Annotated in this window: 21 protein-coding genes; 8 read left to right on the forward strand and 13 right to left on the reverse strand. The window is 63.3% G+C overall.

Translation table 11 applies throughout. The features are described from left to right. Positions 1–10: 10 nt before the first annotated feature. On the forward strand, positions 11–1,042 hold the full coding sequence (locus GXH28_RS09340; RefSeq protein ID WP_169238757.1) for an ADP-ribosylglycohydrolase family protein: 1,032 nt from the start codon (positions 11–13) through the stop codon (positions 1,040–1,042). An 11-nt stretch (positions 1,043–1,053) separates the two neighbouring features. Here the strand turns inward: GXH28_RS09340 and ssnA are convergent, their stop codons facing one another. The 5 genes from ssnA to GXH28_RS09365 form a co-directional block, all read right to left on the reverse strand. Continuing rightward, complete coding sequence (gene ssnA / locus GXH28_RS09345) at positions 1,054–2,403, reverse strand: putative aminohydrolase SsnA (protein ID WP_169238758.1); 1,350 nt, start codon at positions 2,401–2,403, stop codon at positions 1,054–1,056. A 75-nt stretch (positions 2,404–2,478) separates the two neighbouring features. Further along, positions 2,479–2,877 carry a hypothetical protein gene (locus GXH28_RS09350; RefSeq protein WP_169238759.1) on the reverse strand — a complete coding sequence of 133 codons (399 nt, stop codon included), beginning with the start codon at positions 2,875–2,877 and terminating at the stop codon, positions 2,479–2,481. A gap of 280 nt (positions 2,878–3,157) precedes the next feature. Beyond that, entirely contained in the window at positions 3,158–4,555 is a 1,398-nt protein-coding gene (locus GXH28_RS09355; protein ID WP_169238760.1) for a PLP-dependent cysteine synthase family protein, read from the reverse strand. Positions 4,556–4,648: 93 nt separating this feature from the next. Continuing rightward, complete coding sequence (locus GXH28_RS09360; protein WP_169238761.1) at positions 4,649–5,464, reverse strand: MBL fold metallo-hydrolase; 816 nt, start codon at positions 5,462–5,464, stop codon at positions 4,649–4,651. A 4-nt stretch (positions 5,465–5,468) separates the two neighbouring features. Further along, complete coding sequence (locus GXH28_RS09365; RefSeq protein WP_169238762.1) at positions 5,469–6,182, reverse strand: VOC family protein; 714 nt, start codon at positions 6,180–6,182, stop codon at positions 5,469–5,471. Positions 6,183–6,794: 612 nt separating this feature from the next. Between GXH28_RS09365 and GXH28_RS09370 the strand changes: the two genes are divergently transcribed. Further along, positions 6,795–7,790: a S1 RNA-binding domain-containing protein gene (locus tag GXH28_RS09370; protein WP_169238763.1), complete on the forward strand. Its 996-nt coding sequence runs from the start codon at positions 6,795–6,797 to the stop codon at positions 7,788–7,790. 70 nt (positions 7,791–7,860) lie between these two features. Then, the gene (gene lysS, locus GXH28_RS09375) at positions 7,861–9,420 is read left to right on the forward strand and encodes a lysine--tRNA ligase (protein WP_169238764.1); all 1,560 of its coding nucleotides are present in this window, start codon (positions 7,861–7,863) and stop codon (positions 9,418–9,420) included. Between the two features lie 18 nt (positions 9,421–9,438). Here the strand turns inward: lysS and GXH28_RS09380 are convergent, their stop codons facing one another. Next, positions 9,439–10,368 carry an SDR family NAD(P)-dependent oxidoreductase gene (locus tag GXH28_RS09380; RefSeq protein ID WP_169238765.1) on the reverse strand — a complete coding sequence of 310 codons (930 nt, stop codon included), beginning with the start codon at positions 10,366–10,368 and terminating at the stop codon, positions 9,439–9,441. 476 nt (positions 10,369–10,844) lie between these two features. Here GXH28_RS09380 and GXH28_RS09385 point away from each other — a divergent pair, with 476 nt between their 5' ends. From GXH28_RS09385 to GXH28_RS09405, 5 genes are read left to right on the forward strand one after another with little or no spacing between them, the layout of a single operon-like run. Then, a complete protein-coding gene (locus tag GXH28_RS09385) occupies positions 10,845–11,213 on the forward strand; it encodes a hypothetical protein (RefSeq protein WP_169238766.1) in 369 nt (122 codons plus the stop codon). A 17-nt stretch (positions 11,214–11,230) separates the two neighbouring features. After that, positions 11,231–11,995 carry a hypothetical protein gene (locus GXH28_RS09390; RefSeq protein WP_169238767.1) on the forward strand — a complete coding sequence of 255 codons (765 nt, stop codon included), beginning with the start codon at positions 11,231–11,233 and terminating at the stop codon, positions 11,993–11,995. A gap of 49 nt (positions 11,996–12,044) precedes the next feature. Next, positions 12,045–13,184 carry a M50 family metallopeptidase gene (locus tag GXH28_RS09395; RefSeq protein ID WP_169238768.1) on the forward strand — a complete coding sequence of 380 codons (1,140 nt, stop codon included), beginning with the start codon at positions 12,045–12,047 and terminating at the stop codon, positions 13,182–13,184. Position 13,185: 1 nt separating this feature from the next. Continuing rightward, on the forward strand, positions 13,186–14,181 hold the full coding sequence (locus GXH28_RS09400; protein WP_169238769.1) for a HEAT repeat domain-containing protein: 996 nt from the start codon (positions 13,186–13,188) through the stop codon (positions 14,179–14,181). 42 nt (positions 14,182–14,223) lie between these two features. Continuing rightward, entirely contained in the window at positions 14,224–17,607 is a 3,384-nt protein-coding gene (locus tag GXH28_RS09405) for an O-antigen ligase family protein (RefSeq protein ID WP_169238770.1), read from the forward strand. On the opposite strand, the gene GXH28_RS09410 is transcribed toward GXH28_RS09405, so the two are convergent. The 7 genes from GXH28_RS09410 to GXH28_RS09440 all read right to left on the reverse strand — a co-directional run bounded on the left by GXH28_RS09410 (position 17,604) and on the right by GXH28_RS09440 (position 26,205). Continuing rightward, entirely contained in the window at positions 17,604–18,305 is a 702-nt protein-coding gene (locus GXH28_RS09410; protein ID WP_169238771.1) for a ThuA domain-containing protein, read from the reverse strand. The two genes, GXH28_RS09405 and GXH28_RS09410, sit on opposite strands and share 4 nt — an antisense overlap. Before the next feature lie 42 nt (positions 18,306–18,347). Beyond that, complete coding sequence (locus tag GXH28_RS09415; RefSeq protein ID WP_169238772.1) at positions 18,348–20,435, reverse strand: histidine kinase N-terminal 7TM domain-containing protein; 2,088 nt, start codon at positions 20,433–20,435, stop codon at positions 18,348–18,350. Between the two features lie 21 nt (positions 20,436–20,456). Further along, positions 20,457–20,993, reverse strand: a complete 537-nt coding sequence (locus GXH28_RS09420) for a GNAT family N-acetyltransferase (protein ID WP_169238773.1) — start codon at positions 20,991–20,993, stop codon at positions 20,457–20,459. Between the two features lie 2 nt (positions 20,994–20,995). Beyond that, positions 20,996–21,973: a hypothetical protein gene (locus tag GXH28_RS09425; RefSeq protein WP_169238774.1), complete on the reverse strand. Its 978-nt coding sequence runs from the start codon at positions 21,971–21,973 to the stop codon at positions 20,996–20,998. A 47-nt stretch (positions 21,974–22,020) separates the two neighbouring features. After that, positions 22,021–22,884: a purine-nucleoside phosphorylase gene (locus GXH28_RS09430; protein ID WP_169238775.1), complete on the reverse strand. Its 864-nt coding sequence runs from the start codon at positions 22,882–22,884 to the stop codon at positions 22,021–22,023. Between the two features lie 75 nt (positions 22,885–22,959). Continuing rightward, positions 22,960–23,850, reverse strand: a complete 891-nt coding sequence (locus tag GXH28_RS09435; protein WP_169238776.1) for a tyrosine recombinase — start codon at positions 23,848–23,850, stop codon at positions 22,960–22,962. An 81-nt stretch (positions 23,851–23,931) separates the two neighbouring features. Then, positions 23,932–26,205, reverse strand: coding sequence for a ComEC/Rec2 family competence protein (locus tag GXH28_RS09440; RefSeq protein WP_169238777.1), 2,274 nt, complete (start codon positions 26,203–26,205; stop codon positions 23,932–23,934). Between the last annotated feature and the right edge of the window lie 39 nt (positions 26,206–26,244).

Genomic DNA, 26,244 nt, shown 5'->3' on the forward strand with positions numbered 1-26,244 from the left:
CTACAGCACAATGCAAGCACGCTCAACTTCCTCGCTCCGCTCGAAGATCTACGGCGGCCTGTATGGCCAAGCGTTGGGCGATGCATTCGGCATGCCCGCGTTGCTTTCCCCCGCACAAACCCGCGCGCGCTTCGGCCAGATCGCCCATTTCATCCCCGCACCCGACGATCACCCCGTGCACGGCGGCTTGCCCGCCGGCCGCATCACCGATGACACCGAGCAAGCCATCTGGCTGGCACGCGAGATCATCCGCGCCGGCGGCGTGACGCTTGAGGGCACCGCGCGCGCGCTCCTGAGCTGGTACGATGCCATCGGCGGCGATGCGTGCCCGTTCGTCGGGCCGAGCACACGCCGGGGCATCGCCAAGATCCGGGCCGGGATTGATCTCCGTCACTCTGGTTTGGGCGGCGATACGAACGGCGCCGCGATGCGCGCTTCGGTGGTCGGGCTGATCCATCCCGGAGACGTAGAGGCTGCCGCCCGCGACGCCGCCCTCACCGCCCTCCCCACCCACAACACGCACGTCGCATGTGCTGCTGCGGCGGCCGTCGCCGGAGCAGTGGCCTGCGCCCTCCGCCCCGATGCGGAGCTGCGCGACATCTTGGCCGCCAGCATCACCGCGGCGCAGATTGGCGAGAAGCTCGGCGCACCTGCCCTCGGCGCATCGGTGGCACGACGGATCGAGCTGGCCATCAGCCTGGCGCGCGATGAGATCGGCGACGACAGGAGCCGACTTCAGGCGATCTACGATCTCATCGGCACGGGCCTGCCGGCCAGCGAGGCCACGCCGGCAGCGATGGGCGTTGTCGCCCTGGCCGACGGCGACCCGATGCGTGCCGCGATGTTGGCGGCTGAACTCTCCGGCGATGCAGACACCATCGGCGCTATGGCGTGCGCCGTGTGCGGGGCCTGGCGCGGCATCGAGGCCATCCCTATCGAAATGCGCCAAGCCCTGCGCGACGCCAACCCCGACTACGACTTCGACGCTGTAGCCGAGGGACTGCTGCAAGTCGCCTTGCAAGCGTCGTCAAAACCCGCGTGACAGCGGTCACGTCACAGTTCGGCCACGCGGCGCCATGCCCGATCGGACGCCTCACGCGCTTTTGCGGTGATGGCTGCTTCGTCGAGGGTGAGCAATTCGCGGTCGGCCATCAACAATCGCCCATGGCAGAGGGTGTGGGTCACCATGCCGCCATGGACGCCGAAGAGCAAATGCCAAGGAGCGTTATCAGCGGTGAGCGCGGTGAACGGCCGATAGTCCACCACGACCACATCCGCCGGCGCTCCCACTTCGAGCACGCCGCGCACATCTGGCCAGAAGCACTGCGCGATGCGGGCATTGTTCTGATAGGCCATGCGCACCACCCGATCAGCCCCCATGGCGCGCGGATCGCGCGCATGCACCTTGTGCAGCAGATCGCACACCTTCATCTCGGCAAAGGCATCGTTGGAGAACCCATCGTTGCCCAGGCCGACGCACATGCCGCGTTCCAACATTGCCGCCACCGGCGCAACGCCCACGCCATTGTTCATGTTGCTGCGCGGTTGGTGCATGACTTTGGCCTGCGCGTGGGCCAGCAAGTCCATCTCGCGCTCGTTAATGTGAATGCAATGCGCGCAAAGGGTATTCTCGGTCAGCGCGCGATGCAACGCCAAGCGCTCGACCACCGAGACGCGATAGCTGCGGTAGCTATCGTCCTCGTCCACAACGTCCTCGGCGACGTGGATGTGGATGGGGATGCCGAGCTGTGCTGCCTGGGTGACGCACGCATCCAGCGTTTCATCGCTCACCGTGAACGAGGCGTGAATGCCCATCGCCGCAGCGAGCTGAGCGGATGGCGTATGCGCCAGGCGGGTTGCAAAGCGCACGTTCTCCGCGATGCCGCGTTGGGCTCCATCGCGGCCATTGCGATCGGTCACCTCGTAACACAACGCTGCGCGCCCCCCAGCCTGAACCACAGCGTCGGCGATGACATCCAAGGCGCCCTCGATGGCGTTCGGGCTGGCGTGGTGGTCTATGAGCGTGGTGGTGCCGTGCTTGATCGCGTCCACCAAACACACCAGCGCCGAATATTTCACGCCCTCCAAGTCGAGGGCGCGATCGAGTTTCCACCACAGCTTTTGCAGCACCTCCATGAAGTTGCACGGCGGATCCCCGGGGATGGCCATGCCGCGCGCGAAGGCCCCGTAAAAGTGCGTGTGCGCGCAAATGTTGGCCGGCAAGACGAGCCTGCCCATCGCATCCAGATTGGGCACGTCGCGCAACTGTTGGCCGTGGCGTGCGCGCAACGCATCCGTAGGCCCCAGATCGGCGATTCGCCCATCTTGGATCAGCAACGCGCCGTCTTCGATCACGACGTTCGGCTCGGTCATCGTGATCACCGTTCCGTGGGTGATGAACATATTGCTCCTGTGCGAGGGTGTTGAGGGATAGTGTCGCTTGAAGTATGTGAGCGGCTTGCTCAACTGCAACTCACCTCAGTCGAGATCCTCCTGCGTTTCCAAGAGCTTGACGAAGCGATCACTGCGCGCGGTGAGATCGCCGATCTCCAGCGCATGCATCAAACGATCGCCGGTGGTCTGGATGAAGGTGATGCGCCGCCAACGCAACGAGGGGATGGGGCGCGGCAGGCGCTGCAACGGGCCGAGTTGCATCTTGTAGTACGGCTCGTTGGCCCGCGGATGATCAGCCTCATCAGGGAACAGGTCCACCCGCCGCACCAGCTCATGGCCGCGCACTTTGGCGTATTCATGAATCGCCCACTTTTCGTCGCCAAACGCCTCGGTGAGGTAAAACGCCAGGTAGTCAGCCAAGTAGTCGCTCGGGGCATGTTTGACCGGGATGCGATACCAATGATCCCACCGCGCAATCTCCAAGTCACGCGGATTATTGATCAGGCAAACCAGGACACGAGCATCAGAAGCGATCACGTTTTTCTCCACGTCGCCTCACGCGCTATGCGGTCGGAGCGCGATGCTGCACGCCTACACACGAGCGTTCGCCTCAGCCCGCCACGCACCGCGGTTGAACACGGACCAAGCGCTCACCGCCACCCGCCCAGCAGCGCCGCGCTCATCGTCGGGTGAAATTGTACGGCGAAGCGCGTTTTAGACAAACTTCGGGGGCACACGCAGCGAAATTCGATCATCCTGGCGCTCAGCCGCGCAGGGCAACGATCTTGCGATCGAGATCAGCGACTTTTGCCTGCTCGGCTAACCACCACTCAGGATCAAGCTGGGCGTTGAGTTCCTCGACGGTCTTGCCCTGCTGTTCTACCCAGGTGTAGTACTTCAAGTTGTGCCATTGCCGCCGGTGATCGGGGGTGCCGTCCTTGATCCAATCCGTCTTCTGCCGATGCAGCACTTCGGCAATGCAGGCTTCGGCGGCTGCTGGGCTGAGAGGGAAGCGTGCATTCCAAGCCTCCATCACAGAGCGGTAGCGATCAGGGCCATCGGTGGCCACGGTGACGAGGACATCATGCTTGCCCAGGCCAAAATGCTTGGCTGCCTTGATCGCGCCGATCAGGTTACACACCCCGCTGATGCCGAACACCGTGCTGACGTGATGCGCCGTTGTGGCGTCTATGCCGAAGCGCTGCACAAGCGCTTCACAGCCCACCGGATGGGTGAACACCTGCAAAACGCGTAGGCATTCTATGTCGTCAATGCACGCCAGCGCGTCCATGTTGGTGACGTGGTGAATCCAGGTGACGTGTTTATCGCCGATGCCTTGGATCTCGTGGCTGCCGTAGCCGTTGTTGTAGAGCGTCGGACATTGCACTGGCTCCAGGCCAACGACGCGACACGATGGAAAGACCTGCTTCAGGCGATCGCCCGCGGCGATGGTGCCCGCGCTGCCCATGGCCGAACAAAACGCCGCAATGCCGCGTGCGCCTAAACGAGCGTTCAACTCCGCCGCCAGCTCCACGATGGTATTGCCGGTGACGTAGTAATGAAAGCGGTAGTTGCCCATCTCGCTGAACTGGTTCAGGATGCGCACGGTATCGGGATGCTCGCGCATCAGCCGCTTACATTCATCGTAGATTTCTTTGACGTTGCTCTCGCTGCCATGGGTCTTGATATAGCTCGCACCATAGCCCTCGATCTTTTCAAACCGCTCGCGGCTCATGCCCTCTGGCAGGATCACCATGCTCTTAAAGCCAGCGCGCGGGCCAACCCATGCCCCGCCGATGCCAAAGTTGCCGGTGCTGGGGAATACCAGCGTATGCCTATTCGGCTCGATCTCGCCGCTGATGTACTTCTCGATGAGCACAGAATAGGCCGGCCCCACTTTGTGGCTCCCCGTAGGGAAGTCCTTGGCGATCAACACCACGATCTCCGCATCCACCCCGGTCAGCGCACGGGGCATGACCAGATAGTTGACCGGGGGCACGCCATTGTGCGCACCCGCATCCGGCTTGCGCCAGTGGATGTTGAAGAGGTTGATGGAATCAAGCGGCGCTTCGGTGCGCGCGCGCTCCGCGCGCTGACGGATGGTGGGGTCCACGCGCTGAGGATGAAGCATCTCTTCGAAAGTGGGAAACAGAACGGTCATATGAAGTCTCCGGATCGGTCTAGCGACCAGTTACAAGTTACGAGTTTCAGGATACCAGTGATAAGTGGCAGGTTGCAAGTTACAGCTCGCATGTCAAGCGCCGCCGAGGACGATGCTAAGGCCGGCGACCGGCGCGAACACGTGGCCGTCGAACTCGCGCTGCGCTTCCTCGACGAGCGCGCGTTCTTGGCCTTCGTACATCGCGTCAATGTGCACGAGCGCTAGGCGCTTGGCCCCGGCGGCTTTGGCGTTGCGCCCGGCGATTTGCGCGGTGCTGTGGCCGTAGGCACCGGCGGCATACTCCGGATTGAGCGTTGCGCTGTAGGTCGCTTCGTGGACGAGCAGCTCGGCTTCGCGGGCCAATAACGCAATGTGATCGTTGGGGCCAGTGTCGCCGGTGAGGGCGATAACATGGTCTCCGAAATGATGGCGCGTTTCGATGCGCAGGCCAAGCGAAGGCGCGAAGTCCGAATGCGTCATCGGCACGGTGGTCAGCATGATGTTGGGATGAATCTGCGTCTGGCCGATGCGTTCCTGCGGGGCTATGATGCGCGGCGCGCTCTCGGCCACGCCCTCCATCGGCCCATAGCTCACGCGCATTAATGTGTCAAGGGCGTCGAAGGTCTGCGCACTGGCAATGAGCGTGGGCGCTTGTTGCCGCGCATCCGCGCTGATTTCATACCACAGCATCAGCATGGGATAGCCGAGCACATGATCGCCGTGGCGATGGGTGAAGAAGATGTGCGTGATTTCTGCCGGCGAGACGCCCACCGCGTCGAGTTGTTGCAGGATAGCCGGCCCGCAGTCAATCAGGATACGTTCGTTGCCAATGCGGATGAGATAGGCGGTGTTGGCGCTGTTGCGCATGGGGATCGCTGCCCCCACGCCAAGGAAGATGATTTCGACCATCGCGCTAGCCTTTTACGTTTGGATACTGCCACAGGCCGCTGCCGGCAAGGGCAACGGTAAGCGAGGCCGGCCCTGGCCCGCGCCGAGCGAGCGCCGGATATTCCGACAGCCGGCAAATGTACAGCATGGCGCTGCCCAGAGCGAAGGCATGCGGCCCATCAGTGCTCATGACTGCGCTGCTGAGTAGCGCCGCCAAGTCGTGCGTGGCGCGGTCAGGATCGTTGACGGCGACGATCAATTCAGCGATCCGCTGCGCGCCGTTGGGATGGTTGCGATGCTCGCCGGCAGGGACGCGCAACTCGCGCGGCGTCAAGTCCTCGATCAGGAATGGCAGACCCTCGGCGCCTTGTGGCGGCCAACTCGTTCGCCAGCGGATCGTGACGCCATCGGGGCGCCGTCGCCCGCCCTCGATGGCCGGCGTGTAGCCGAGGCCACGACCGTTGACCTGCTGCACAAATGCCGGCAGATCGTGCAGCATGATGGCGTAATCAATGGGCCCGGGGAAGGCGCGGAAGCGCTCCCAGCGATGCGCCGTGCCGGCCTGGGTGCGAAAGGCGAGCAGCTCGATGTAGCTGCCGTCGGCGAAGCAGATCAGGGCGTTGTGAGTGAGGCCGTCGGCATGCACGCCGCCGGGAGCGACGTTGAAGCCGGCGTCGCGCCATTGCCGCTGAGCGGCATCCAGGTCTTCAACCAAGATGACGACGTGGTCGAGTTCCATCGCGCGTGAAGTATAGACTGCTCATGCGCCGCACAAGAAGGCGTGTAACGCTCTTCATACGGCAAATGCATTTAAACCCTCTCGCACTGTCTGAGCGTTGACCGCGGACCGCCCGGGCCGCGGCCTTGCCAGACTGCTCTGCCCTTGCCGTCCCCGCGCTGCCCTGTTGGCCAAGATGACCGCGAGGGTGCTGCGATGCCCTGCTGTGTCTGCGCTACTGCCCCCTTTGCTGTGTGGGCCAACGCACCGTGACCAAGTCACAATGCCACGACCACGCTTCACCATCCCCGCCGCCCGTCCCTGGATGGGCTGGCCCAACGGCTCGCGCTTCACCAGCGCCGCAAGGCGCAGCAGATTAGACCTCACTCCGTCCACGTGTGGCACCGCCGCCGTGACGCGCATTGCTGATCAGAGCCTTCCTCATTCGGCTGACCAGGGCGCCGGCCATTTCTGACGCGGCAGAAATTTTAAGGTTTTGCGCGGCGCAAGCCAGGAGCGCGAGCAGAAACTTCAGCACGCGCGTCCTCGACATCCGCTTGAATTTCGGCTAAAATCGGGATGTCTTCATTGCTATTCATATCTCCTCAGAATTCACACGAAGAGGGTTTGCCTGTGAGCGACGGAAATCTGACGACCCCAACCACCAACGGCACGGCGAGCGCCGAAAACAGCGGGCATTCGCCGGCCAGTTCCGGCTTGAGCCTCGACACGCTCAAGCCACGGATGGCGTTCACGGGCCGCGTGACGCGCGTCGAGTTGGGAGGCGTTTTCGTAGATATTGGCGTGGGTGTGGACGGTTTCCTTCACATCTCACAAATTGTCAGCGACAAGCCGGTGCTGCGCGTCGCGGACATCTTTCGTCCCAACGACAAGGTTCAGGTCTACGTGTTGCGCGTCAACACGAAGAATAAGCGCATTGACCTGACTATGCACAAACCTCCCACCTACGACTGGAGCAACCTTGAGGTCGGCACCAAGCTCAGCGGCGTCCGCGTTGTCTCCATCGAGAGCTTCGGCGTATTCGTTGACTTCGACGGCCCCAAGCATGGCCTGATCCCTTTCAACCTCATGCCTAAGGGCACGCGGCCGAAGGTGGGCGATTGCATAGATGACGTCTGGGTGGTCGAAGTAGACGAGAGCAAGCGACGCATTGGCCTAACCATGATCGAGCCGCCGGCGCTGCCCTGGGAGAAGATCAAGAAGGGCAATCGCTACGTCGGCAAAGTGACCCGGGTGGAGCGCAATGTGGCATACGTGGACATCGGCGCAGAGCGTGAGGGACTGGTGCGCCTCGCTTCGCTCAATGTCGCTTACGCAGACATGCACACCTTCGTCACTGAGGGCGAGGAAGTCAACGTCCGCGTGCTGAAAGTGGATCCCCACAAGCGGCAGATAGATCTCACGCTGGAAGGGGTCAAAGCCGAAGACTACGCGCTATCGTCCGGCCCCGACGAGCATCTAAGTCCGTTTGCCGTTGCGCTGCAGCGCGCTCAACGCCTCAAACGTGCGCAGATGGCCGCAGCGACCAGCCAGGCGGCTCAGAAGGCCACCCCCCAGGACGAGCTGCTGGAGCGCGCGCTGCAACAGATGCAGAAGAAGGACAACTAGGTCTGCGATTGGAGATTAGAGATTGGGGATTACGAAAATCAATCGCTAATCTCCAATCTCTACTCTCTCCATGGAATTCACCGAAGTCGAACGCGAACGCCTGGCGAAGCTGGAAAGGCTCCGCGCGTCGGGCGTCGAACCCTATCCGCTGCGTTCCCAGTTCGTGCGCCGGCGCGTGATGGCCGCTGATGCCGTCCGGCGCGCGCTGGCCTCGGCGCAAAATCACGCCGACACGCTAGAAAACGACGAGGTGGCGGTCATGGGGCGCGTCGTTGCCCGGCGCATCATGGGCAAAGCAGCCTTTCTCGGCGTCGAAGACGTCAGCGGCAAAATTCAATTCTACGCCCGCGTCGGCGATGACTCACTCGACGCCGACTCGTTTGCCCGCTTTAAGGAACTCGACCTGGGCGACTTCATCGAGGCCAAAGGCGCGCTGTTCGTCACTAAGACTGGCGAACCCTCGCTGCGCGTGACCGACTGGCGCCTGCTGGCCAAGGCCATTAGCCCACTGCCCATCGCCAAAGAAGAAAAACTGCCCGATGGATCGGTCGTGCGCTACAGCGCGTTCAGCGATCCTGAGCTGCGCTACCGCCAGCGCTACGTGGACCTGGCCGTGAACCCTGAAGTGCGCGAAATTTTCGTGACGCGCGCCAAGATCATCAAAGCCATTCGCGAGTTTCTGGATAGCAAAGGGTTCCTTGAAGTGGAAACGCCGGTGCTACAGCCGATCTACGGCGGCGCCGCAGCCCGGCCGTTCATCACCCACCACAACCAGCTCAACCAGGATCTTTACCTGCGCATTTCGTTCGAACTCTATCTCAAGCGGCTGATCGTCGGCAACCTGGAGCGCGTGTACGAGATCGGGCGCGACTTCCGCAACGAAGGCGTGAGCTTCAAGCACAACCCCGAATTCACCCAGCTTGAGTTCTATGCCGCCTATATGGACATGTATGACGTGATGGACCTGGCCGAAGAGATGCTCCAATACGTCGCGCGCCGCGTGCTGCCGCCCACAGCCGAGGGCAAGAGCCAATTTCGCGGGCACACCATCAACTGGCTGCAACCGTTCAAACGCATCAAACTGCGCGACGCGATCCTCGAGCGGACCGGCGTGGACTACACCCAATTTCCCGACCGCCAGTCGCTGGCCGACGAGGTGCTGCGGCGGGAACTGCTCGCGCCCGACGTGATCCGCGGCAAGCCCTGGGGCAAGATTGTGGACGGCTTGATCGGCGACTATGTGGAGAAAACGCTGATCGAGCCGACTTTCCTCTACGAATACCCGCGCGACATCTCACCGTTCGCCAAGAGCATCCCCGGCAACCCTAACACTGTTGAGCGATTCGAGGGATTCGTCGGCGGCGTGGAACTGTGCAACGCCTTCAGCGAGTTGAATGATCCATTCGAGCAACGGCAGCGCTTCCTCGAAGAAGCCGTCAATGCGGAAGAGGGCGAAGCCAACCCGGTGGACGAGGATTACGTGCGCGCCTTGATGTACGGCATGCCAGCCACCGGCGGCTTCGGCATGGGGATTGACCGGCTGGTGATGATGTTCACCAACCGCGACTCGATCCGCGAGGTACTGCTGTTCCCCGCCCTGCGGCAAGAGGAACGCGCCACAACACACTGAACCCCGCGCAGCCGGCGTTCACACAGGCGATGCGCGCCGCCAGACCGCATTCACCAGACCCATCGGTGCGAAGTTGCCGACGAGCGCAATGAGCCGGTTGTGCGCGCCGGGGATACAGACCACCTCACGACCCAGCGCATTCAACGACGCCGCAACCACCGCCTCTGCCGTTTGCCACATGAATGCCGGCAATTGCTCGCGCCGGAAGCCGCTGGCGCGATATGGCTCCCGATCATGAAACTCGGAATAGGTGAAGCCCGGACACAGCGCCTGAACGCACACGCCCGAGCCCTCTAACTCCGCCTGAAGCGATTCGGAAAAGTTGATCAGGTATCGCTTGGTCGCGCTGTAGGTCGCGTTGCCCGCCAAAGGATACCAGCCGGCCGTCGAAGCCACATTGATAATGCCGCCGCGGCGTCGCCGCAACATGCCCGGCAACGCCGCCCGCATCAGGCGCATCGGCGCGGCAAGGTGCACATGGAGCATATCGAGTTGGCTTTCAAACGGCAGATCAGCGTATTTACCCACTGTGCCAAAGCCGGCATTGTTGATGAGCAAGTCCAGCCGACCCGCCTCGCTCACATCCGCTGCGACATCGGCGACGCGCTCGATGTCGTCCGAGTCGGCCAAATCGGCATCGAGCACATGCGCCTCAATCGCATGTTGCTGCCGCAGCGAATCGGCGAGCGCCGTGAGCCGCTCCTTACGCCGCGCAACCAACACCAGGTCGTAGCCAGCGCGCGCCAATTGCCGGGCGAACGCTGCGCCGATGCCCGCCGATGCGCCGGTGACCAACGCGATAGGCGGCCGGCCATCGCGGCCTCCTTCGGCGCCGGCCAGAAAGCGCGAGGGGCTGCGCTGGACGAACTCCGGCTGCAGCAACTTCCAGGCGAACGCGCCGCCCATCGCTGCGCCGATCCATGTGAAGAGTCGTGTGACGATGCTCATATATCCACGGCGATGACACCAATGCTTCAACGCAGCGCGTATGCTAACACGTCCACGAGCACGCCGGCCAATCGCATGGCAGGCGTCGTCTTCCCGTCGAGCAACGTTCGCCGTTTTGTTGTAAGATTCGCGGGTTGCTTGCAGTCGCTTGGACTCATCACACTCACTCCGCAGGCGCGACTCAAGTAATCAGGCGTGATTGAAGCACACCGGCGCTGAAAGCAACACACTGCGCATCACCGAGCCAACACCGCTGCGCGTCGGACGACACGATAGCCAATCGCCGTTTGGTGTGCTTTCGATGCATGGTGGCCAGCATCGTTGACTTCGTCGCCGCCCGGCCACCATGTTCACGCTTGGCTTAACGAAGCCCCGCGGGTGGCGCGTTCTTTCTCCCTAAGCGCGCCGCTCGACTAGCCGAGCAATGCGCCCCTGCCGGCCTGCGAAGATTGCAGGATAATTCAGGCGCTCGACCGATGAACCCGTTCACTCAGTCCATTGCTTCCCGCTTGCGCTCGCGCCAGCTTAGACAGTTCATCGAGCGCTGGGACGCGCTGGAGGCGCTGGTGATTCGCGTGTATCGCAACGCCGTGGCCACCGAGGCCGATGATGCGGAGTTCGCCGAACTGAAACATTGGCTGCGCGAGCATTATCCCGATTGGCAAACACGCCTGGAGCCATATTGGCGATCCACCCTGCAGGGCGGACGACCCACGCAGGACGACCCCTTCATCTTTCTGTTCGCGCCGGAACACGCGGCAGCCTTCTGCGGCAGTTGGGCGCACATGCAGGCGCTGCCGGCGGCCCGCGAGGCCCTGAATCGTTTGATCCTCGAAGCACGCTGATCGAAATGCGCCGCGCCATGGGCTACTACATCCGACATTTCAAGGACCTTGCAGATCACGAGCACTGCGAAGCCATTCAGGCGAAGGTGTGGGGTGAGCCGTTCGTCGTGCCGACCAATATGACCGTCACCCTCCAACGGCACGGCGGCTTAGCCATCGGCGCATTCGAGCCTGGCCCCGAAGGCGAGCAGATGATCGGGTTCGTCGTCGGCTTCATGTCGCCGACGCACCACGCAGGCGCGAATCGTGCGCTCAGCCATCACTCGCACATAGCCGCCGTGCTGCCGGAAAAGCAAGGGCGGGGCATCGGCGAGGCGCTCAAGCGCGCGCAGGGCGAAGCGGTACGGGCGCAGGGGCTGAATCTCATCACCTGGACATACGATCCGCTGGAGGCAAAGAACGCCCGGCTGAATATCAGCAAGCTCGGCTGCATCTGTCGGACGTACATTCGCAACGCCTACGGCGATATGCGCGACACGCTCAACGCCGGCCTGCCCTCCGATCGCTTCGAGGTAGAGTGGTGGCTTGACCAACGATATGTGGGCGGCGAACGGCGCATGGCAAACGACCAGGTGCGTTTCTCGAACCCCCACGATCAGCTCTCAATAGAGATCCCGCGCAACTTCCAGGCGCTGAAGCGCGCCGACCCGGAGGCCGCGCTGCGTTGCCGGCTGGAGATGCGCGAGCGGTTCGAGCAAGCCTTCGCGCAAGGTTACGCCGTCACCGGCTTCACGCTGGACAATGAGCGCGCTGTTTACACGCTTACGCGCCTCAGTGGGTGAGGCAGACTCTCATACGCTTCCAACCTTTCACCGCTAGACTCATGGCGCTATGGACTTATTCAACTCAATCCTAGTTGGCCTGCCCGTCTTCATCCTCCTGCTCGGACCGCTCATGCTCATCCACGAACTCGGCCACTTTCTGTTGGCCAAGAAGGCCGGCATCCGCGTTGAAGAATTCGGCATGGGCCTGCCCCCGCGCGCAGCGCGCTTGTTCAAGCGCGGCGAGACCGAATACACCTTGAACTGGCTGCCCTTTGGCGCGTTCGTGCGCATGACCGGCGAAGAAGACCCAAGCGATCCGCGCAGCTTTGCAGCGCAGCCCAAACGCTGGCGGTTGGCCACCCTGGCCGCCGGTCCGTTCATGAACTTCCTGGGCGGCTTCGTCATCCTCACCCTAGCCTATTTGTTCTTCGCAACGCAGCCGACGGAGTTCCAGTACCGCATCAACTCAGTCATGGCCGGCAGCCCCGCCGAACGCCTGGGATTGCAGCCGGGCGACGTCATCCTTGCGGTCAACGGCGCAGACATGACCCAGCGCATCTCCCCTGCGCACCACGAGCAGCCGGCGGCGAACGCCCTGCGCATGCAGACGCAAAAAGCCATCGGCAAGGACATCACCGTAGTCGTGCAGCGCACAATCAAAGGCGAGGCGCAGCCCCGCCAGGTGACGCTGACCGGCCACATTCCCGCCAACGCCAACCCGAACGCGCCGCTCGGCGTGAGCTTGTCTTTCAACGTCACGAAGTCGGAGCGCGCCACACATTCCATCCCGGACGCGATAGCCGCCGCCACAGACGACATCGCCAGCATTTTCCTCGCGCTAGCGCGCCTGCCAGGCGAACTGATCAACCAAAACATCCCGCTGGAACAAGCCCGGCCGGTCGGCATCGTCGGCATCACCTCGATCGGCGTCTCGCTCGTTGATGAGCGCACGACCGAGACACAAGGATTACTGCCGTTCTTGCGCTTCGCGGGGTTCATCAGCATTATGATTGGACTCACCAACCTCTTGCCGATCCCGGCGCTGGACGGGGGGCGCATCCTCTTCATTCTGATCGAGGTCATTCGCGGCAAGCGCGTGGATCCACAACGCGAACGGTGGGCGCACGCCGTCGGCATGATAATCCTGCTGAGCTTGTCAGCCGTGATCGTCGTGATGGACATCGCACAACCCATTACGATCCGTTGACATGACCAAGAAAACATCCGGCTCAAAGGTTACGTTCGAGCGCGCCATCGAAGCCTTGCGCGCAGAGACAGAGCCCAGCCAGGAGAGTTTGCTGGCGTTCTCCGATCTGGCAGGTGAGCGGCTCGCGCGCTGGCAGAGCGTGTGGGTCACCTTGCCCAGCGATCGGCGCGCCAGCCTGACCGAACAGTTGCGCGAGTTGGCCGAAGAGGACATCGAGGCCGACTTCCGCCCGATCTTTCGTTTCGGCTTGTCCGACCCCGATGAGCGCGTGCGCCTAGCTTCGGTCGAGGGACTGTTCGAGGACGATCATCCGAGCTTGATACCGCTGTTGATTACGGCGCTACGCGACGATCCATCCCCAACGGTGCGCGCTGCAGCGGCGGAGTCGCTCGGTCGCTTTGTCTACTTCGGCGAAATGGATCGCTTGAGCGAGGCGCGACGCAGGCAGGTATATGCAGCGCTGATGCACGCGCTCCTCACCTCACCCGAGGACTCCCCCGTGCGCCGTCGGGCGCTGGAGTCGCTGGCCTACGTCCCGAACGAAGAAGTGGACTTGCACATTCGCGAGGCTTATCACTCCGAGAACGACCTGCTGCGGCTGAGCGCAATCGTCGCGATGGGGCGCAGCGGCAACCGCGCTTATTGCGAGATCGTGCGCAGCGAACTGCACAGTGTGTCGCCGGCGGTGCGCCGCCGGGCTGCCGAAGCGAGCGGTGAACTGGAGGACGAAGACGCGGTGAGCGATCTGGCGCAGTTGCTAGACGACCCGGACGACGAGGTGCGCTTCGCAGCGTTGGATGCGCTGGCGCTCATCGGCGGCAACGAAGCCCAAAAGTTGTTGCGCGCCGCCGCTGATTCGGACGACGACGCGCTCGCGGAATATGCCGAACAAGCGCTGGAAGAGTTCGAGTTCTGGCACGGCGAGATGGACTTCCCGATGGCGCTGTTCGAAGAAGAAGACCTCAAGCCGAAACCGATCCGGCGTCAAGGGAAGTAGCAGGGCATCCCACTGCAGCCGCGTACAATCGGCAGCGCGATCGTGAATTCATCCATCCGGCACCCCCGCGCGCTGTTTCTCGCCGCACTGATCACCCTCGTGCTATCTGTCACTTCTCTGATCGGCTTGCAATCCGCTCAGGTGTTGCACGCGCGCGGGCGCGTGCTCCCCTTCCCGCCGCCGATATTTGGGGCGGAATCGCTGCGTCTGGGCGCGAACGCCGCCCTCGAACAATACGAGGAAGAGACGCTCGACGCCTTGCTCGACGATCTGGCGCGGCGCGGGGTGCGTTGGGTGCGCCAGGAATTCCGTTGGAGCGAGATCGAACCGAAGCGCGGCCAGTTCGACTGGTCGGCGAGCGACCGCATCTTCAGCGCTGCCGCTCGCCACGGCATCAACATCCTGCCCGTGCTATGGACGACGCCGCCTTGGGCGCGCGCGCCATCCGCCTCCGCGCAGTTCCCACCTATCGAGACTGCGCCGCCGGCAGACCTGAATGACTTCGCGCAGTTCGTGCGCGCATTCGCCGAGCGCTACGATGCAGGACGCCTAAGCCAAGCCTCCGCATCGTCTTCCGACTCCCAGTTCGCATCTCCCATCTTCGCCTACCAAATCTGGGACGAGCCGAACCTGAGCGCAGCCTGGGGCAACGCGCTCATAGACCCGACGTATTACCTGCAGATGCTGCGCGCCGCGCGCCGCGCGATTCACGAAGTGAACCCGAACGCGCGCATCATGCTGGCCGGCTTGGCGCCTACCGTCGAACAGAGCAACGTCAACCTTGCGCCGCAGACCTTCTTGCTCAAGCTGTATCAGCTCGGCGGGCACGAGGCGTTCGACATCGCCGCTGCCAAAGCCTATGGTTTCGACTTTCCGCCGGATGACCGTCGTGTAGATGCCGGTGTGCTGAACTTTTCGCATGTGATCCTGATGCGCGAGATGATGGCGGCGCACAACGACGGCCACAAAGCGATCTGGCTGACGCCGTTTGGGTGGAACGCGCTGCCGGCCGGATGGTCGGGCGAGCCCTCGATCTGGGGCAACACCAGCGAGGCGCAACAGGCAGATTACACGCGTAGCGCCGTTCGGCGCGCTGCGATGGAATGGCCATGGGTGGGTGGGATGTTCGTTGACGGCCTGCAACCGCGCCCGCGCCCCCTGCGACCCAAGGCCGACGCGCGCTGGGGCTTTGCGCTGCTCGACGCGCAAGGGCGGCCTCGGCCGGTCTATGAAGCGCTGACGCAGGCCGTCGGCGACGCCGCGCACGCGCCACGCGCGCAGTTGTTTGCGAACTGTCAGTCGCCTCAGAGCCTCTATCGCGCGCTCAACCTCGACAACGTGACGACGGCCATGCCGGAGATCCTGGCCTCCAAACCGGACTGCGCAACACCCAACCCGCGCGCGCAATTCAGCGAAGGATGGCGCTTCGGTCAACTGGGCGCCGATGTCCCCGACCGGCCCGATGCCAAAGTCAGCTTTCGCTTCACGGGCAACGCGTTGGCGCTCATTGTGCGGCGGGGCAACTACCGCGCCTACACCTTCGTGCGCGTGGACGGTCGGCCGGCCAACCGCTTGCCCACCGAGCCGCGCGGCGCATACCTGATCATGACTTCGCCCGGCCTCTATCCGGTCATCGAGATGATTCCGGTGGCCGACGGCCTGGGCGAGGGCGAGCACGTCGCCGAGATCACAGTGGACCGCGGCTGGAATCAGTGGGCGCTGATCGGCTGGAGCAGCGCGCCAGTTGGCGATTGGCGATTGGCGATTGGCGAATGGTTCGCGGCAGGCATAGGCGTGCTGAGCGCGATTGCCTTGATCGTGCTTGCGCCGCGCGCCCGCTGGGGCGAATGGTGGGCAGCACGGATGGCGCACCTTCGCAGCCATCGGCCAGATACTGCCCGATGGAACGCGCGCGCCGTTGTCGCTGCGCTCATCCTATGGCTGACCGCAGCGCTGACCTGGGCGCAGGACGCTGCTACGGCCTATCGCAACCTCGGCTTGGGGCCGAATGTCGTCTTCACCGGCTTCGCCTCCGGCGTGTTGTTCTGGTCGCCGACGATGGTGGTCAGCTTAATCGCGCTCGCCGCGCTGACCATGCTCGTGTTGCTGCGGCTGGAGGCCGGCTTGATGCTGCTGGCGTTCTTCATCCCGTTCTACCTCTTGCCGCAGCGCCTGTTCGAGCGGTCGTTCGCGATGGTCGAGTTGCTGACGCTGATCAGTCTGGCATCGTGGGGGGCGCGATGGCTTCGCATTGGCTTACGGGCAAAACGTGAAGGGGCGCCATTCGCCGTCACGCCTCCGCGACTCACGTTGTTCGATTGGAGCGCGCTTGCTTTAGTCGGCGTGGGGCTGCTCTCGGCGCTACAAGCGGATTTTCGCGTCGAGGCGTTCCGCGAACTGCGGCTCGTCATCGTCGAGCCGGCGCTGGTCTATCTCATGCTGCGGATGCTGCCCCCCGACCGCAACGAGGGGCTGACGCCTGAGCAGCGAGCCATGCCGATCCTCGACGGCTTTGCGCTGGGCGCCGTCGCCGTAGCAATGATCGGCCTGATCAACTATGCGCAGGGGAACACCATCGAGGCCGAGTTCGGCCTGCCGCGCATCAAGAGCGTGTTCGGTTCGCCCAACAACGACGCGCTATACCTGGAGCGCGCGCTGCCGATGATGCTGGCCGTTGCGCTCCTCGGCCGACCGGCGGGACGCACGGAGCGCGGCGCATTCCAGATCTCCGCCATCGGCGCTTCGCGCGTTGCGCTCTACGGGGTTGGCTCCGTCCCCGTCGCCCTGGCGCTGCTGCTCACCCAATCGCGCGGGGCGCTGCTGCTGGGCGCGCCGGCGGCAATCGCTGTGATGGCGCTGTTGGCCGGCGGACGGTGGCGCTGGATCGGGGTTGGGGTGCTTATCGCGGTCGCCCTGGCGTTCGCCGTGCTGCTCAGCGGCGCGGCGCAGCCGTTGCTGACAGGCACGCGCTTCGGCAACGCCCTGGACCTACAGCGCGGCACCGGCTTCTTTCGGCTCAACCTGTGGCAGAGCGCCCTCAACATGTGGCGCGACCATCCGTTGCTCGGCGTTGGGCCGGACAATTTCCTATACGCATATCGCAGCTTCTACATCCTGCCGGCGGCCTGGCAGGAACCGAACCTCTCGCACCCGCACAACCTGTTGCTCGACTTCGCCGCTCGACTCGGGGCGTTGGGGCTGATCGTCGGCGTGGGGTTGACTATCGGCTATGGGATGCTGGTGAAGCGGACGCTGCCGGTCAATCGTCCGCTGGCCGTCGGCTGCGCCGGTTTGCTGGCTGCTATGCTGGCGCACGGCCTGGTGGATCACAGCTTCTTCCTGGTGGAGCTGGCGCACGCTTTCATGCTGACGGCAGGGGTGATGGCGACGATAGCCGTGCAGGAACGGCCCGGGCGCTCGGGCTAATCCGGACGCGTCGGCTTGGCGGCCGAGCAATACACCTTGGCGAACGGCAACCCCATATCGGTCTGCCACTCGCCGGCAGCCCAACGCATCCCACGCGCCATCATCGTCAGCACCGGCGGCATGGCCACGATGTTCGCCTGATGGCCCAATGAGCAGTAGAACACTCGCCCTTTGCCGTAAGTCTTCGTCCACACCACCGGCATGATGGTGTCGCCGTAGTCCTCGAAGGTCGTCGTCGCCATCACCCGGATGGCCGGGTCAACGTGCATGTAGTACTTCTCGGTCCACACCTCAAAGTCCCGGATGCCCTCGGTAATGGGATTGTCGTCAATGATGTTGACCCAGTAATGCCGGCCGTCGTTACCCGGATGCGCCACCCACTGGCCGCCGGTCATGAACTGATACTCGGTCTCGGTACGAAAGGCGTCGCACATGCCGCCGTGACAGCCGGCCAGGCCGACCCCGCTGCGCACGGCTTCTAACAAGGGTTCGAGTTGCTCGCGTTTGATTGTGCCCATCGTCCAGATCGGCACGATGAGGTTCAGCGATTTGAGCCGATTCGCGTCAAGAAAAGCGTCAAGCGTATCCGCGCGTTCAACCGAAAACCCAGCGCGGGCCAGCGCGTCGCCTAAGAGTTCCGAGACTTCCCTCGGCTGGTGACCCTCCCAGCCGCCGTAAACGATGAGCGCTTGCTTCATACGCAACCGCGATTGTAGGGCGGTCCGGGCGCAAAAGCAAATCTACGGCGCAGAGGGGCCGGCCGTCACAGCCGGTTCTTCCTTCTCGCAGCCCGCGCGCGCCTGCGCGCCGACATCCGACGATAACCGCATCGCCTGTTGCTCGCGCCGGCGCGCCTCGCGCTCCATCTCCGCCACGATGCGCGCGACCTCCTCAAAGGCGGCGCGCTGTTTGCGATACAGGTCGCTTTCGCTCATCACCAGCTTACGCGCCACATCGCGCACCTTCATATTCTGCATAATTTTGAGTTCGAGGATGTTGTAAAGCATCCACTCGGCGGCGGTGAAACTACGTGCGCCATCCGGTTTTAAGCGTTCGATAGCTTCGGCCAGCACGCGGCGCAGCGCTTTGGTGGCGTTGCCATTCTCCTGCTTGATCGCCTCGCCGACCACGCGCAAGTTCAGCAAGGGCGACTCGGCCAGCTTAGGCCCACCCCAGTACTGGCTGAGCGCGTCGCGCACGAGTTGGGTGAGATCATCGTGATTGTCCACCGGGACGCGCTCGAAGTCGGCAATGGTAGGCGCGGCGGGGTTGCGTGTGCCGGCCATGCGCCGCTGCATGTCATCCGCTTCTGGCACCAGTCGTTCCAGCGCCTCGAAGGCGCGACGCTGCTTGGCGGCGTCTTCCAGGGCACGCGCAGCCTGTGATACCAGCACAGCCACACCTTCGCGTTCCTCGTCGCTCAGGTCGGGCTCGGCAGTGCGTGCAGCCAGTCCCATCACCCCCAACACCTCATCCTGTGAGCGCAGGGGGATCAACCAGTAGCCCCCCCAGACGATGAAGTCACTTTCAGCTTCGAAGGTGTGGGAAGAGGGCAGCGGTTGGTCATTTGCGCCGTTGGTGGACCGCCCTGGCAGAAGCATCGCCGCCGAGCGCACGGCGTCAGGCGGCACGGGCAATGAGCCAGGCGCGTCATCCGGCGCAACGTCGCCGATAATGACGTTGATCGGCGCAGCACAAGCATCCTGCGAGTCGTTCAGGCAGGTTGTGATGAAGGCCGTTTTTGCGCGCAGCAAGTCACACAGCGCGGCGAGGATATTCTCCAAGTACTGGGTGAGGTCCGACGTCGTCATCAGCCGGGCGCTGAACTGTTGTAAGCGGCGCACTTCCTCGGCGTCGTCTCCAGCGATCAGCCGGTCGAGCGTCGGTTGCACCATGTCAATGAACCATTGGACCATCAGGATGATCGTCGCCGCAGCAATCAAGCCGACGAACGCACCGGGCAAATCCAGCCAGCGTTCGACGCGCGTGCTAACCACGAAAGCGGTGATGACCGCCGCTGCCGTCAGCGGCCCGCGGATGAGATATTTCACCATGCGCCGCTTGATCACCCGGTCGGGCGCGCTGGCGCCGAAGTAAGCCACCGTGTAACCCATGAAAGTGATCGCCGCGCCAACGACCATGTTGACGAGCAGGATGCCGACCCACGACAGCAAATTGGGAAGAGCCGACGGCCAGCCCACAGGCAACAAGTAGGGAAACATGCCGAGGGACGGCGCAGCGAACGCTGAAGCAAAATAGGTCATGCGCCGCTTGCTCGTCGCGGTGAGCGAGCGCCGGCGCGCCTCGAAGACGTTGTACGTCGCCCAAGCGACGCTGCCAAAGTAATAAAGCGTGAATGGATAAAACAGCGGCCCCGGCGCGAGGTGCGTCAGCCCTTCGGTGGAGACGCCTGGCGTCGCAATCAGCGCGGTGCTCAGGACAAGGGCGAAGACCACCACGCTGAAGCCGTAGCCGATCTGGACCGCTAACCATCGCAGTGGGGAGCTATCGCCCGTAGCACGCAACAAAGCGTCCGACAACGCCAGCGAGGCCGCCGGAATGAACGCGATGCCGATCCATTGCAGGCGCAGCCAGAGTTCCGTACTGTCTGCGCGTGGGTCGAGTTCCGACACTTGTGCGAGCAGGTCGCCCAGATACGCGCCAATGACGCAGAGCAAGACCAGGGCGTAATTGCGCGCGATTGAGCTGCGCCGGTTGTATAGCCCAATGTAGATCACCAGCGCGAACGCAGTGACGAGGATGCCGGCGACCGTAATCCGGTTGAGCAATTGAACAGCGCCTAATGCAGCGCTCAGCAGTGCGTCCATACGACGATGGGTTGGCTTCGATCACTTGATTCTATACGTGAAGAATAGGGCGATGTCACGGCCCGCATAGTAATTATCGGCGTAGCCACTGAAGCGCATGCCGCGCGTCTGGCAGAAACGCGTAGCCGGATAGTTCTTGGTCGGCAGGCTCAACGTGACGTTGTGTAAGCCGGCGACGCGGGCCTGCGCCACGGCGGCGTGCAGCAACTGAGTGCCGATGCCCTTGCGCCGCATATGCGGCGCGACGGCCAACGCCGGAATCCAGCCGGTGTTGTGCCACGGCAGCAACGCCATGCCGATGTAACCGTAAATCTCATGGCTCGCCGGCGCTTGCATCACCCACAGATAGTCACAGCGGTGCAGGCAACGCCGAAGCACGTGTGGCTCATAGGGCGACGGCGTTTGGATCTGGCGTGGCAATCGCACCAACCGGAAGGTGGCCATCTGTTCGCCCGCAGAGTTTTGCCCGCTCATTTGCCAGACGTGATCGGTGGTATAGCTGTGATCGAGCGCGAGGATGGCTTCCAGGTCGGCAAGCTCAGCAGGACGGATGCGCATGGTCAGGCAATTCTGATTTGGACGCTGCAATAGATATTCGTATCCTGCCCCGCCGCGTCCACCAACGACAGTCGCAGGGTATAGACGCCGGGTGGGAAGAGGGAGGAATCGAACCGGGGCATCAGCACGCCATCTCTGACGGCGTTGTAGTTCTCCCATAGAAACGCCCAACCGGGGATGTTCGGGCGAAGGATTTCGAGCTTGTAGCGACCAACGCCGCCAGGGAAATCGGCCGTGCCGCGCACCACGTAGATGCCGGAAACGGTTTCACCTGCGACGGGGTTATCTATGCGCGCAACGGTGGGATACGGGCAATCGGCGACCAACGCATCGGCCGACGGGGTAGCCGGCGCCTCTACAGGCGCGGGCGGCCCAGCCGGCGTGGCCATCGGCTCCGGCTGGGCCGCGGCGAATGCCGGCGTCGGCGTGGCAGTCGCGACCACAATGAACGGCAACTGTTCCTGTGGCGGAGGCTGCGTAGGCATGGGCGGCAGAGCCGGTGTGGCCGTCGGCGGAATCGGCGTCGGGAACAGAACGGGCGTCTGTGTGGGTAGCGCAACCGGCGTTGGCGGCGCCGATTTCAGATCTACCGTCGCAACAGCAGCGCGGGCTTCAGCCGGCGCCGCCGTCATCTGCAACAACGCAGCGGACAGGTCGGCAGTGAGAATCGGCGTTGGTTCGACCGCATTGGCTTCGACCGTTGGCGTGAAGGCGAGCGGGTTCTCGACTATATCGGCTTGGGACTCGGGCGCTACATTCGTCGCGATCCAAATCGCCAGACCCAGGACGGCGAGAAGCCCCGCCTTGAGCCAGGCATCCACGATGCGCGTGACAATGGCGCTGCGTTCCAGACGGAACATCGCCCGGCGCAATTCGCGCAGCGAACTTAGACCGACAAAGAGAAAGGCCACGCAAGAAATCCAGATGATCGCGACGATCACCAGTCGCAGTTCGATCAGCAAGCGTAGGAGGACTTCCATGAGCGTGATTGACCACCGCGGCCGGCGAGCTGGATCACCGCAGACGCTCAGAGCATCTGCGGCAACACATCGCGCACGATCGCGAATATCTTGGGCGCAATCTGCGCGCTTGCCTGCATCACTTCTTCGTGCGAGGGCGGCGCGCCTTCGTCCGCGCTCAGGCGCGCCACGTTGGTAATGCCGCTGAGGCCCAGCACGCGCAGACCAGCGTGTCGTGCCACGAGCACCTCATGCACGGTGGACATGCCGACGGCATCGGCGCCAATCGCGCGCAAAAAGCGCAACTCGGCCGGCGTCTCGAAGTTCGGCCCGGCCAAGCACACATAAACGCCCTGGCGCAGCTCGATGCCGGCAGCTTGCGCAGCCTGGGCAGCGCGCTGACGCAACTCAGGATCATACGCTGTGGTCATCTCAGGAAAGCGAGGGCCGTATTCGTCCAGATTCGGCCCGATCAACGGATTATGGCCCGCCATGCCCACCAGGTTGATGTGATCGGTGATGAGCATCACGTCGGCGATGTTGAACGCACGGTTGATGCCGCCCGCAGCGTTGGTGACGATCATGTGCGTAGCGCCCATCGCACGCGCCACGCGCACCGGCAAGGTAACCTGCCACAGCGGATAGCCTTCGTAGAAATGCATCCGCCCCTGCATGATGGCCACCGGCACGCCGAACAATGTGCCGATCACGAACTGGCCCTTGTGACCTTGGACGGTGGATCGCGCAAAGCCGGGGATATCTGCGTATGGGATGCGCTTCGCATCGGCCACTTCGTCGGCCAGCGCCCCCAAGCCACTGCCCAGGATGATCAGCACACGCCACGGGCGCGCATCCAGGTGGCGCAGATGTGTCACTGCGGCCTCAATGGATTCGCGCAGGGTCTGTTGTATCGAAGCCGTTACATTTGCCATCAGATGTACGCGACAATGGTGCGACGCACCCAGCGATGCAACTCAGGTCCTCACCCCGCGCGCCTCACCAGACAGTTACGAGCTGGCGGGAACGAGTTTATTCTCTTTGTCCTGGCGCGGCCGATACATTTGCGTCGTCGCCAGGTTGGCATGGCCCAGCCACTCCTGCACCCGCCGGATGTCTTCGCCACTGTTCAACATGTGCGCCGCGCGCGAGTGTCGCAATGTGTGCGGCGTCAGCTCACCCTCAATGCCGGCTTCCTGAGCGTACTGGCGTGTGAGTTGCCACACGGCCTGGCGCGTTAATTTGCCCCCCAGCGGACTGATGAACACGAAGTCGGTGTGCGTGTCGTTCACCATGGCGCCGCGCGCGTGCTCCAGATAGGCACGCAATGCCGCCGATGCCTGTGCAGTGAGTGGGATCGTGCGCTGACGCGCACCGCGCCCCGCGCAGCGCACGGTGTTCGCTTCAAGATCCACATCGTCCAGGCGCAGGCTAATGGCCTCTGACACGCGCATGCCGGTCGCGTAGATCACCTCGAGCAGCGCCCGGTCGCGCAACGAACGCGGCGACAATATCTTCGAAGCGCTCTCGAACAAGCGATTCACTTCTTCTTCGCTCAGCAGGCGGGGCATGCGTTTCTCCACTCTTGGCGAACGCAGCCGCAGCGTCGGGTCCTCCGTCACCAACCCGCGCTGGCTCAGCCAGTGGAAGAAAGTCTTCAACGCAGCGACCTTGCGCGCGATCGTTGAGGCGGTGTAGTTTTGCTCCGTGAGCCGCTGGACATAGGCCTCCAGTATATCGGTAGTTACGTTCGACCAGGGCGTATCCTGCGGCAGTGTTGCGCTCAAGTAATTGATGAGCTGCACGAGGTCGTTGCGATAGGCCATGATTGTGTTGACCGAAGCGCCACGCTCTGTTTGAATGGATGCCAGAAATTCATCAACCGTGCTGCGCCATTCCATAAGTTGTCACCTAACAGGGGATTATACAGGAAGCTCACTCAGGCCAGGATGCCCTCACAAGGGGCGAATCGAAGCGCTCACCTACCGGCGCACGATAAGTCGAACGCCGTCGCTCGTGTAGGCAATTTGCCCTACGTCCCGCAAGCTGACCGCGCGGATGCGCGGATCGAGTCCCGCCAACGGCGCGCCGGATGTGTCTGCCCAGACGACCCAGCGCGGCCGTGCGCGGTTCAGCTTCGTCACATCGGCTTTGGCCGGACCCAAGAAGATCAGATCAGGCTGCGCCGGATGGCCGACTGCCTCGTAACGGCCCACGAGGTCAATCACCACCGAATGATGAATGAGTTGCGCGCCAATGACCTGAGACCCACCACGCTCAGGTGCGCGTATCTCGACCACAACAGACACATCAGCATCCAGCGTGAACGACGTGCTGATCGAGGCTGTTAACACGCGCCCTACGCTGGAGACGAGCACGCGTTGCCATTCGGCCAACGAGTCACCCTCAGCTTCGCTGCCGTCGGGGACGACGAGCGTCTGAACGCGATAACGTTGGAGCAGCGGCAGGGTATCCCTTCGGGTGTATTCGCTACGCTGCGGCGTAATCAACAATTCGATCTCGCGATCCCAAAGCGGCGCAATGCGATCCAGCGTCGAAGCCACATCGCCGCCGCCACCGGCGAACACCGCCTGATGGCCGGATGGCGACTGGATGATGGCACTGCCGCCCAAGAAGATCGCGTGCAATTTGCCATCCGGCCGCTGAAACCAATACACGCCGCCGAGCGCGAGCGCGACGCCTGCGATGCCCAGGATTGCCGTCGTCTTGAGACGCGCGCGAAGGAGGTCGGCGATAGCACGTCGCGCCAAAGCCGGCTGCAACGCGAAGGCTGTGAGCGCCAGCAGGACGATGTAGTACGCCAGCACAGCCGGAGGACCGAAACCATACACCGAAATCGCCGCCGCCTCGAACTCGCTTAGCCAGGCGATGATGCGGATCGTGGTGGTGAGGAAGGCGTGGGCAGGCAGCGCTGCGAGCGCGCCGATGGTCTGTGGCGCGAAGAGCGCGATAACGGCCGCGAGGCCGCCGAGGATCATGATCGGCGGTTGCAGCGGCAGGATAAGGAGGTTAGCCGGCAAAGAGATGATCGAGAGCTGGCTATAGGTTGCGAGAATGAGCGGCAGCGTCGTCAGTTGCGCCGCCAGCGTCACCAGCGCGCCGTCCAGGATCAACATGATCGCCTTCTGCGCGCGCTCGTTGCGCAGGCGCAGTTGCGCCCACGTCCGCACCGGCCCGGACAGCCGGTCGGCGTACAACACCAACCCCAGCGTAGCCATGAAGCTGAGCTGAAAGCCGACGTCGAACAGCGTGTGCGGGTTGGCGACCAGCATCAGGCACGCCGCCGCACACAACGTGTTCAGCGTAAAGCCCTTGCGCCAGAACAGGGCGCCGAACAAGCCGATGCCCGCCATCGTCGCTGCGCGCACAACCGAGGCCGACGCGCCGACAAAGACGGTGTAGACCGCGATGGCGGGGATGGCGAAGAGCGCCGCCCGACGCGGGTTCAACATCCGGCCGAGCAGCGGGATCACTAACGCGATGACGATGCTGACGTTGAAGCCGGAGATGGCGACGATGTGTGACGTGCCGGTGCGCCGGAAAGCCTCTTGCACAGCGTCGGGGATGTCTTTGTCGTCGCCGATCAAGACGCCGTTCAGCAACGCCGCCTCCGGCCGGGGCAAGATTCGGCGCACAGCTTGGCGCACGGCATCCTTCGCATCGAGCAGGCGTGCGACGAGCGGGTTGCCATAGCCCTCGCCGATGCGCGCCAGGGCGCGCGGCTGTGGCATCCACGAGAACACGCCCTGCCGGGCCAGATACTCGCGGTAGTCGAACGCGCTCATGCGCGGCGGGGCATCGAGCAGGCCCGTGGCGCGCAGGGCGTCGCCATACCGCCAGCGCGTCGCGTCGGTTCCGGCGGCAATTCGGATCAGCACAAGGTCATCAAGTGCTTCGTCGAAGCCAGATGCGCCGAGCACGCGCCACGGCCGCAGACGCAAGTTAGTGTGCGTCGGGCGCACATCCGGTTCTGCGGCGATCACCCCGTCTAACGTCACGCGCTGGCCGTTGTAGCGCGCGATGGACTGCGGCGAAGGGAGCGGCGCACTCAGCGTATAGCGCAGCGCGCCAAGCGCCATAAGTGCGCCAAACGCCGCTAGCCAGATCGTCTCGGCTGCGCTGCGCAGCCGCCATGCGCCGAGCAACGCCAACACACTGACGCCCAGCGCCAGCGCCGGCAACCACAACGGCATCGGGAACTGCGACGCCAACCAAACGCCGGCAGCGACCGCCAAGGCGATCAGAGCGAACGGTGAACTGCGCGTTACCCCATA

This window comes from Candidatus Roseilinea sp. NK_OTU-006, assembly GCF_012931985.1.
Classification (GTDB): Bacteria; Chloroflexota; Anaerolineae; order J036; family Brachytrichaceae; genus JAAFGM01.

Coding starts and splice junctions, on each gene's coding strand:
- GXH28_RS09340 (WP_169238757.1), top strand. CDS start 11: ATGCAAGCACGCTCAACTTCCTCGCTCCGCTCGAAGATCTACGGCGGC.
- ssnA (WP_169238758.1), bottom strand. CDS start 2,403: ATGTTCATCACCCACGGAACGGTGATCACGATGACCGAGCCGAACGTC.
- GXH28_RS09355 (WP_169238760.1), bottom strand. CDS start 4,555: ATGACCGTTCTGTTTCCCACTTTCGAAGAGATGCTTCATCCTCAGCGC.
- GXH28_RS09360 (WP_169238761.1), bottom strand. CDS start 5,464: ATGGTCGAAATCATCTTCCTTGGCGTGGGGGCAGCGATCCCCATGCGC.
- GXH28_RS09365 (WP_169238762.1), bottom strand. CDS start 6,182: ATGGAACTCGACCACGTCGTCATCTTGGTTGAAGACCTGGATGCCGCT.
- lysS (WP_169238764.1), top strand. CDS start 7,861: ATGGAATTCACCGAAGTCGAACGCGAACGCCTGGCGAAGCTGGAAAGG.
- GXH28_RS09380 (WP_169238765.1), bottom strand. CDS start 10,368: ATGAGCATCGTCACACGACTCTTCACATGGATCGGCGCAGCGATGGGC.
- GXH28_RS09385 (WP_169238766.1), top strand. CDS start 10,845: ATGAACCCGTTCACTCAGTCCATTGCTTCCCGCTTGCGCTCGCGCCAG.
- GXH28_RS09390 (WP_169238767.1), top strand. CDS start 11,231: ATGGGCTACTACATCCGACATTTCAAGGACCTTGCAGATCACGAGCAC.
- GXH28_RS09395 (WP_169238768.1), top strand. CDS start 12,045: ATGGACTTATTCAACTCAATCCTAGTTGGCCTGCCCGTCTTCATCCTC.
- GXH28_RS09400 (WP_169238769.1), top strand. CDS start 13,186: ATGACCAAGAAAACATCCGGCTCAAAGGTTACGTTCGAGCGCGCCATC.
- GXH28_RS09410 (WP_169238771.1), bottom strand. CDS start 18,305: ATGAAGCAAGCGCTCATCGTTTACGGCGGCTGGGAGGGTCACCAGCCG.
- GXH28_RS09415 (WP_169238772.1), bottom strand. CDS start 20,435: ATGGACGCACTGCTGAGCGCTGCATTAGGCGCTGTTCAATTGCTCAAC.
- GXH28_RS09420 (WP_169238773.1), bottom strand. CDS start 20,993: ATGCGCATCCGTCCTGCTGAGCTTGCCGACCTGGAAGCCATCCTCGCG.
- GXH28_RS09425 (WP_169238774.1), bottom strand. CDS start 21,973: ATGGAAGTCCTCCTACGCTTGCTGATCGAACTGCGACTGGTGATCGTC.
- GXH28_RS09430 (WP_169238775.1), bottom strand. CDS start 22,884: ATGGCAAATGTAACGGCTTCGATACAACAGACCCTGCGCGAATCCATT.
- GXH28_RS09435 (WP_169238776.1), bottom strand. CDS start 23,850: ATGGAATGGCGCAGCACGGTTGATGAATTTCTGGCATCCATTCAAACA.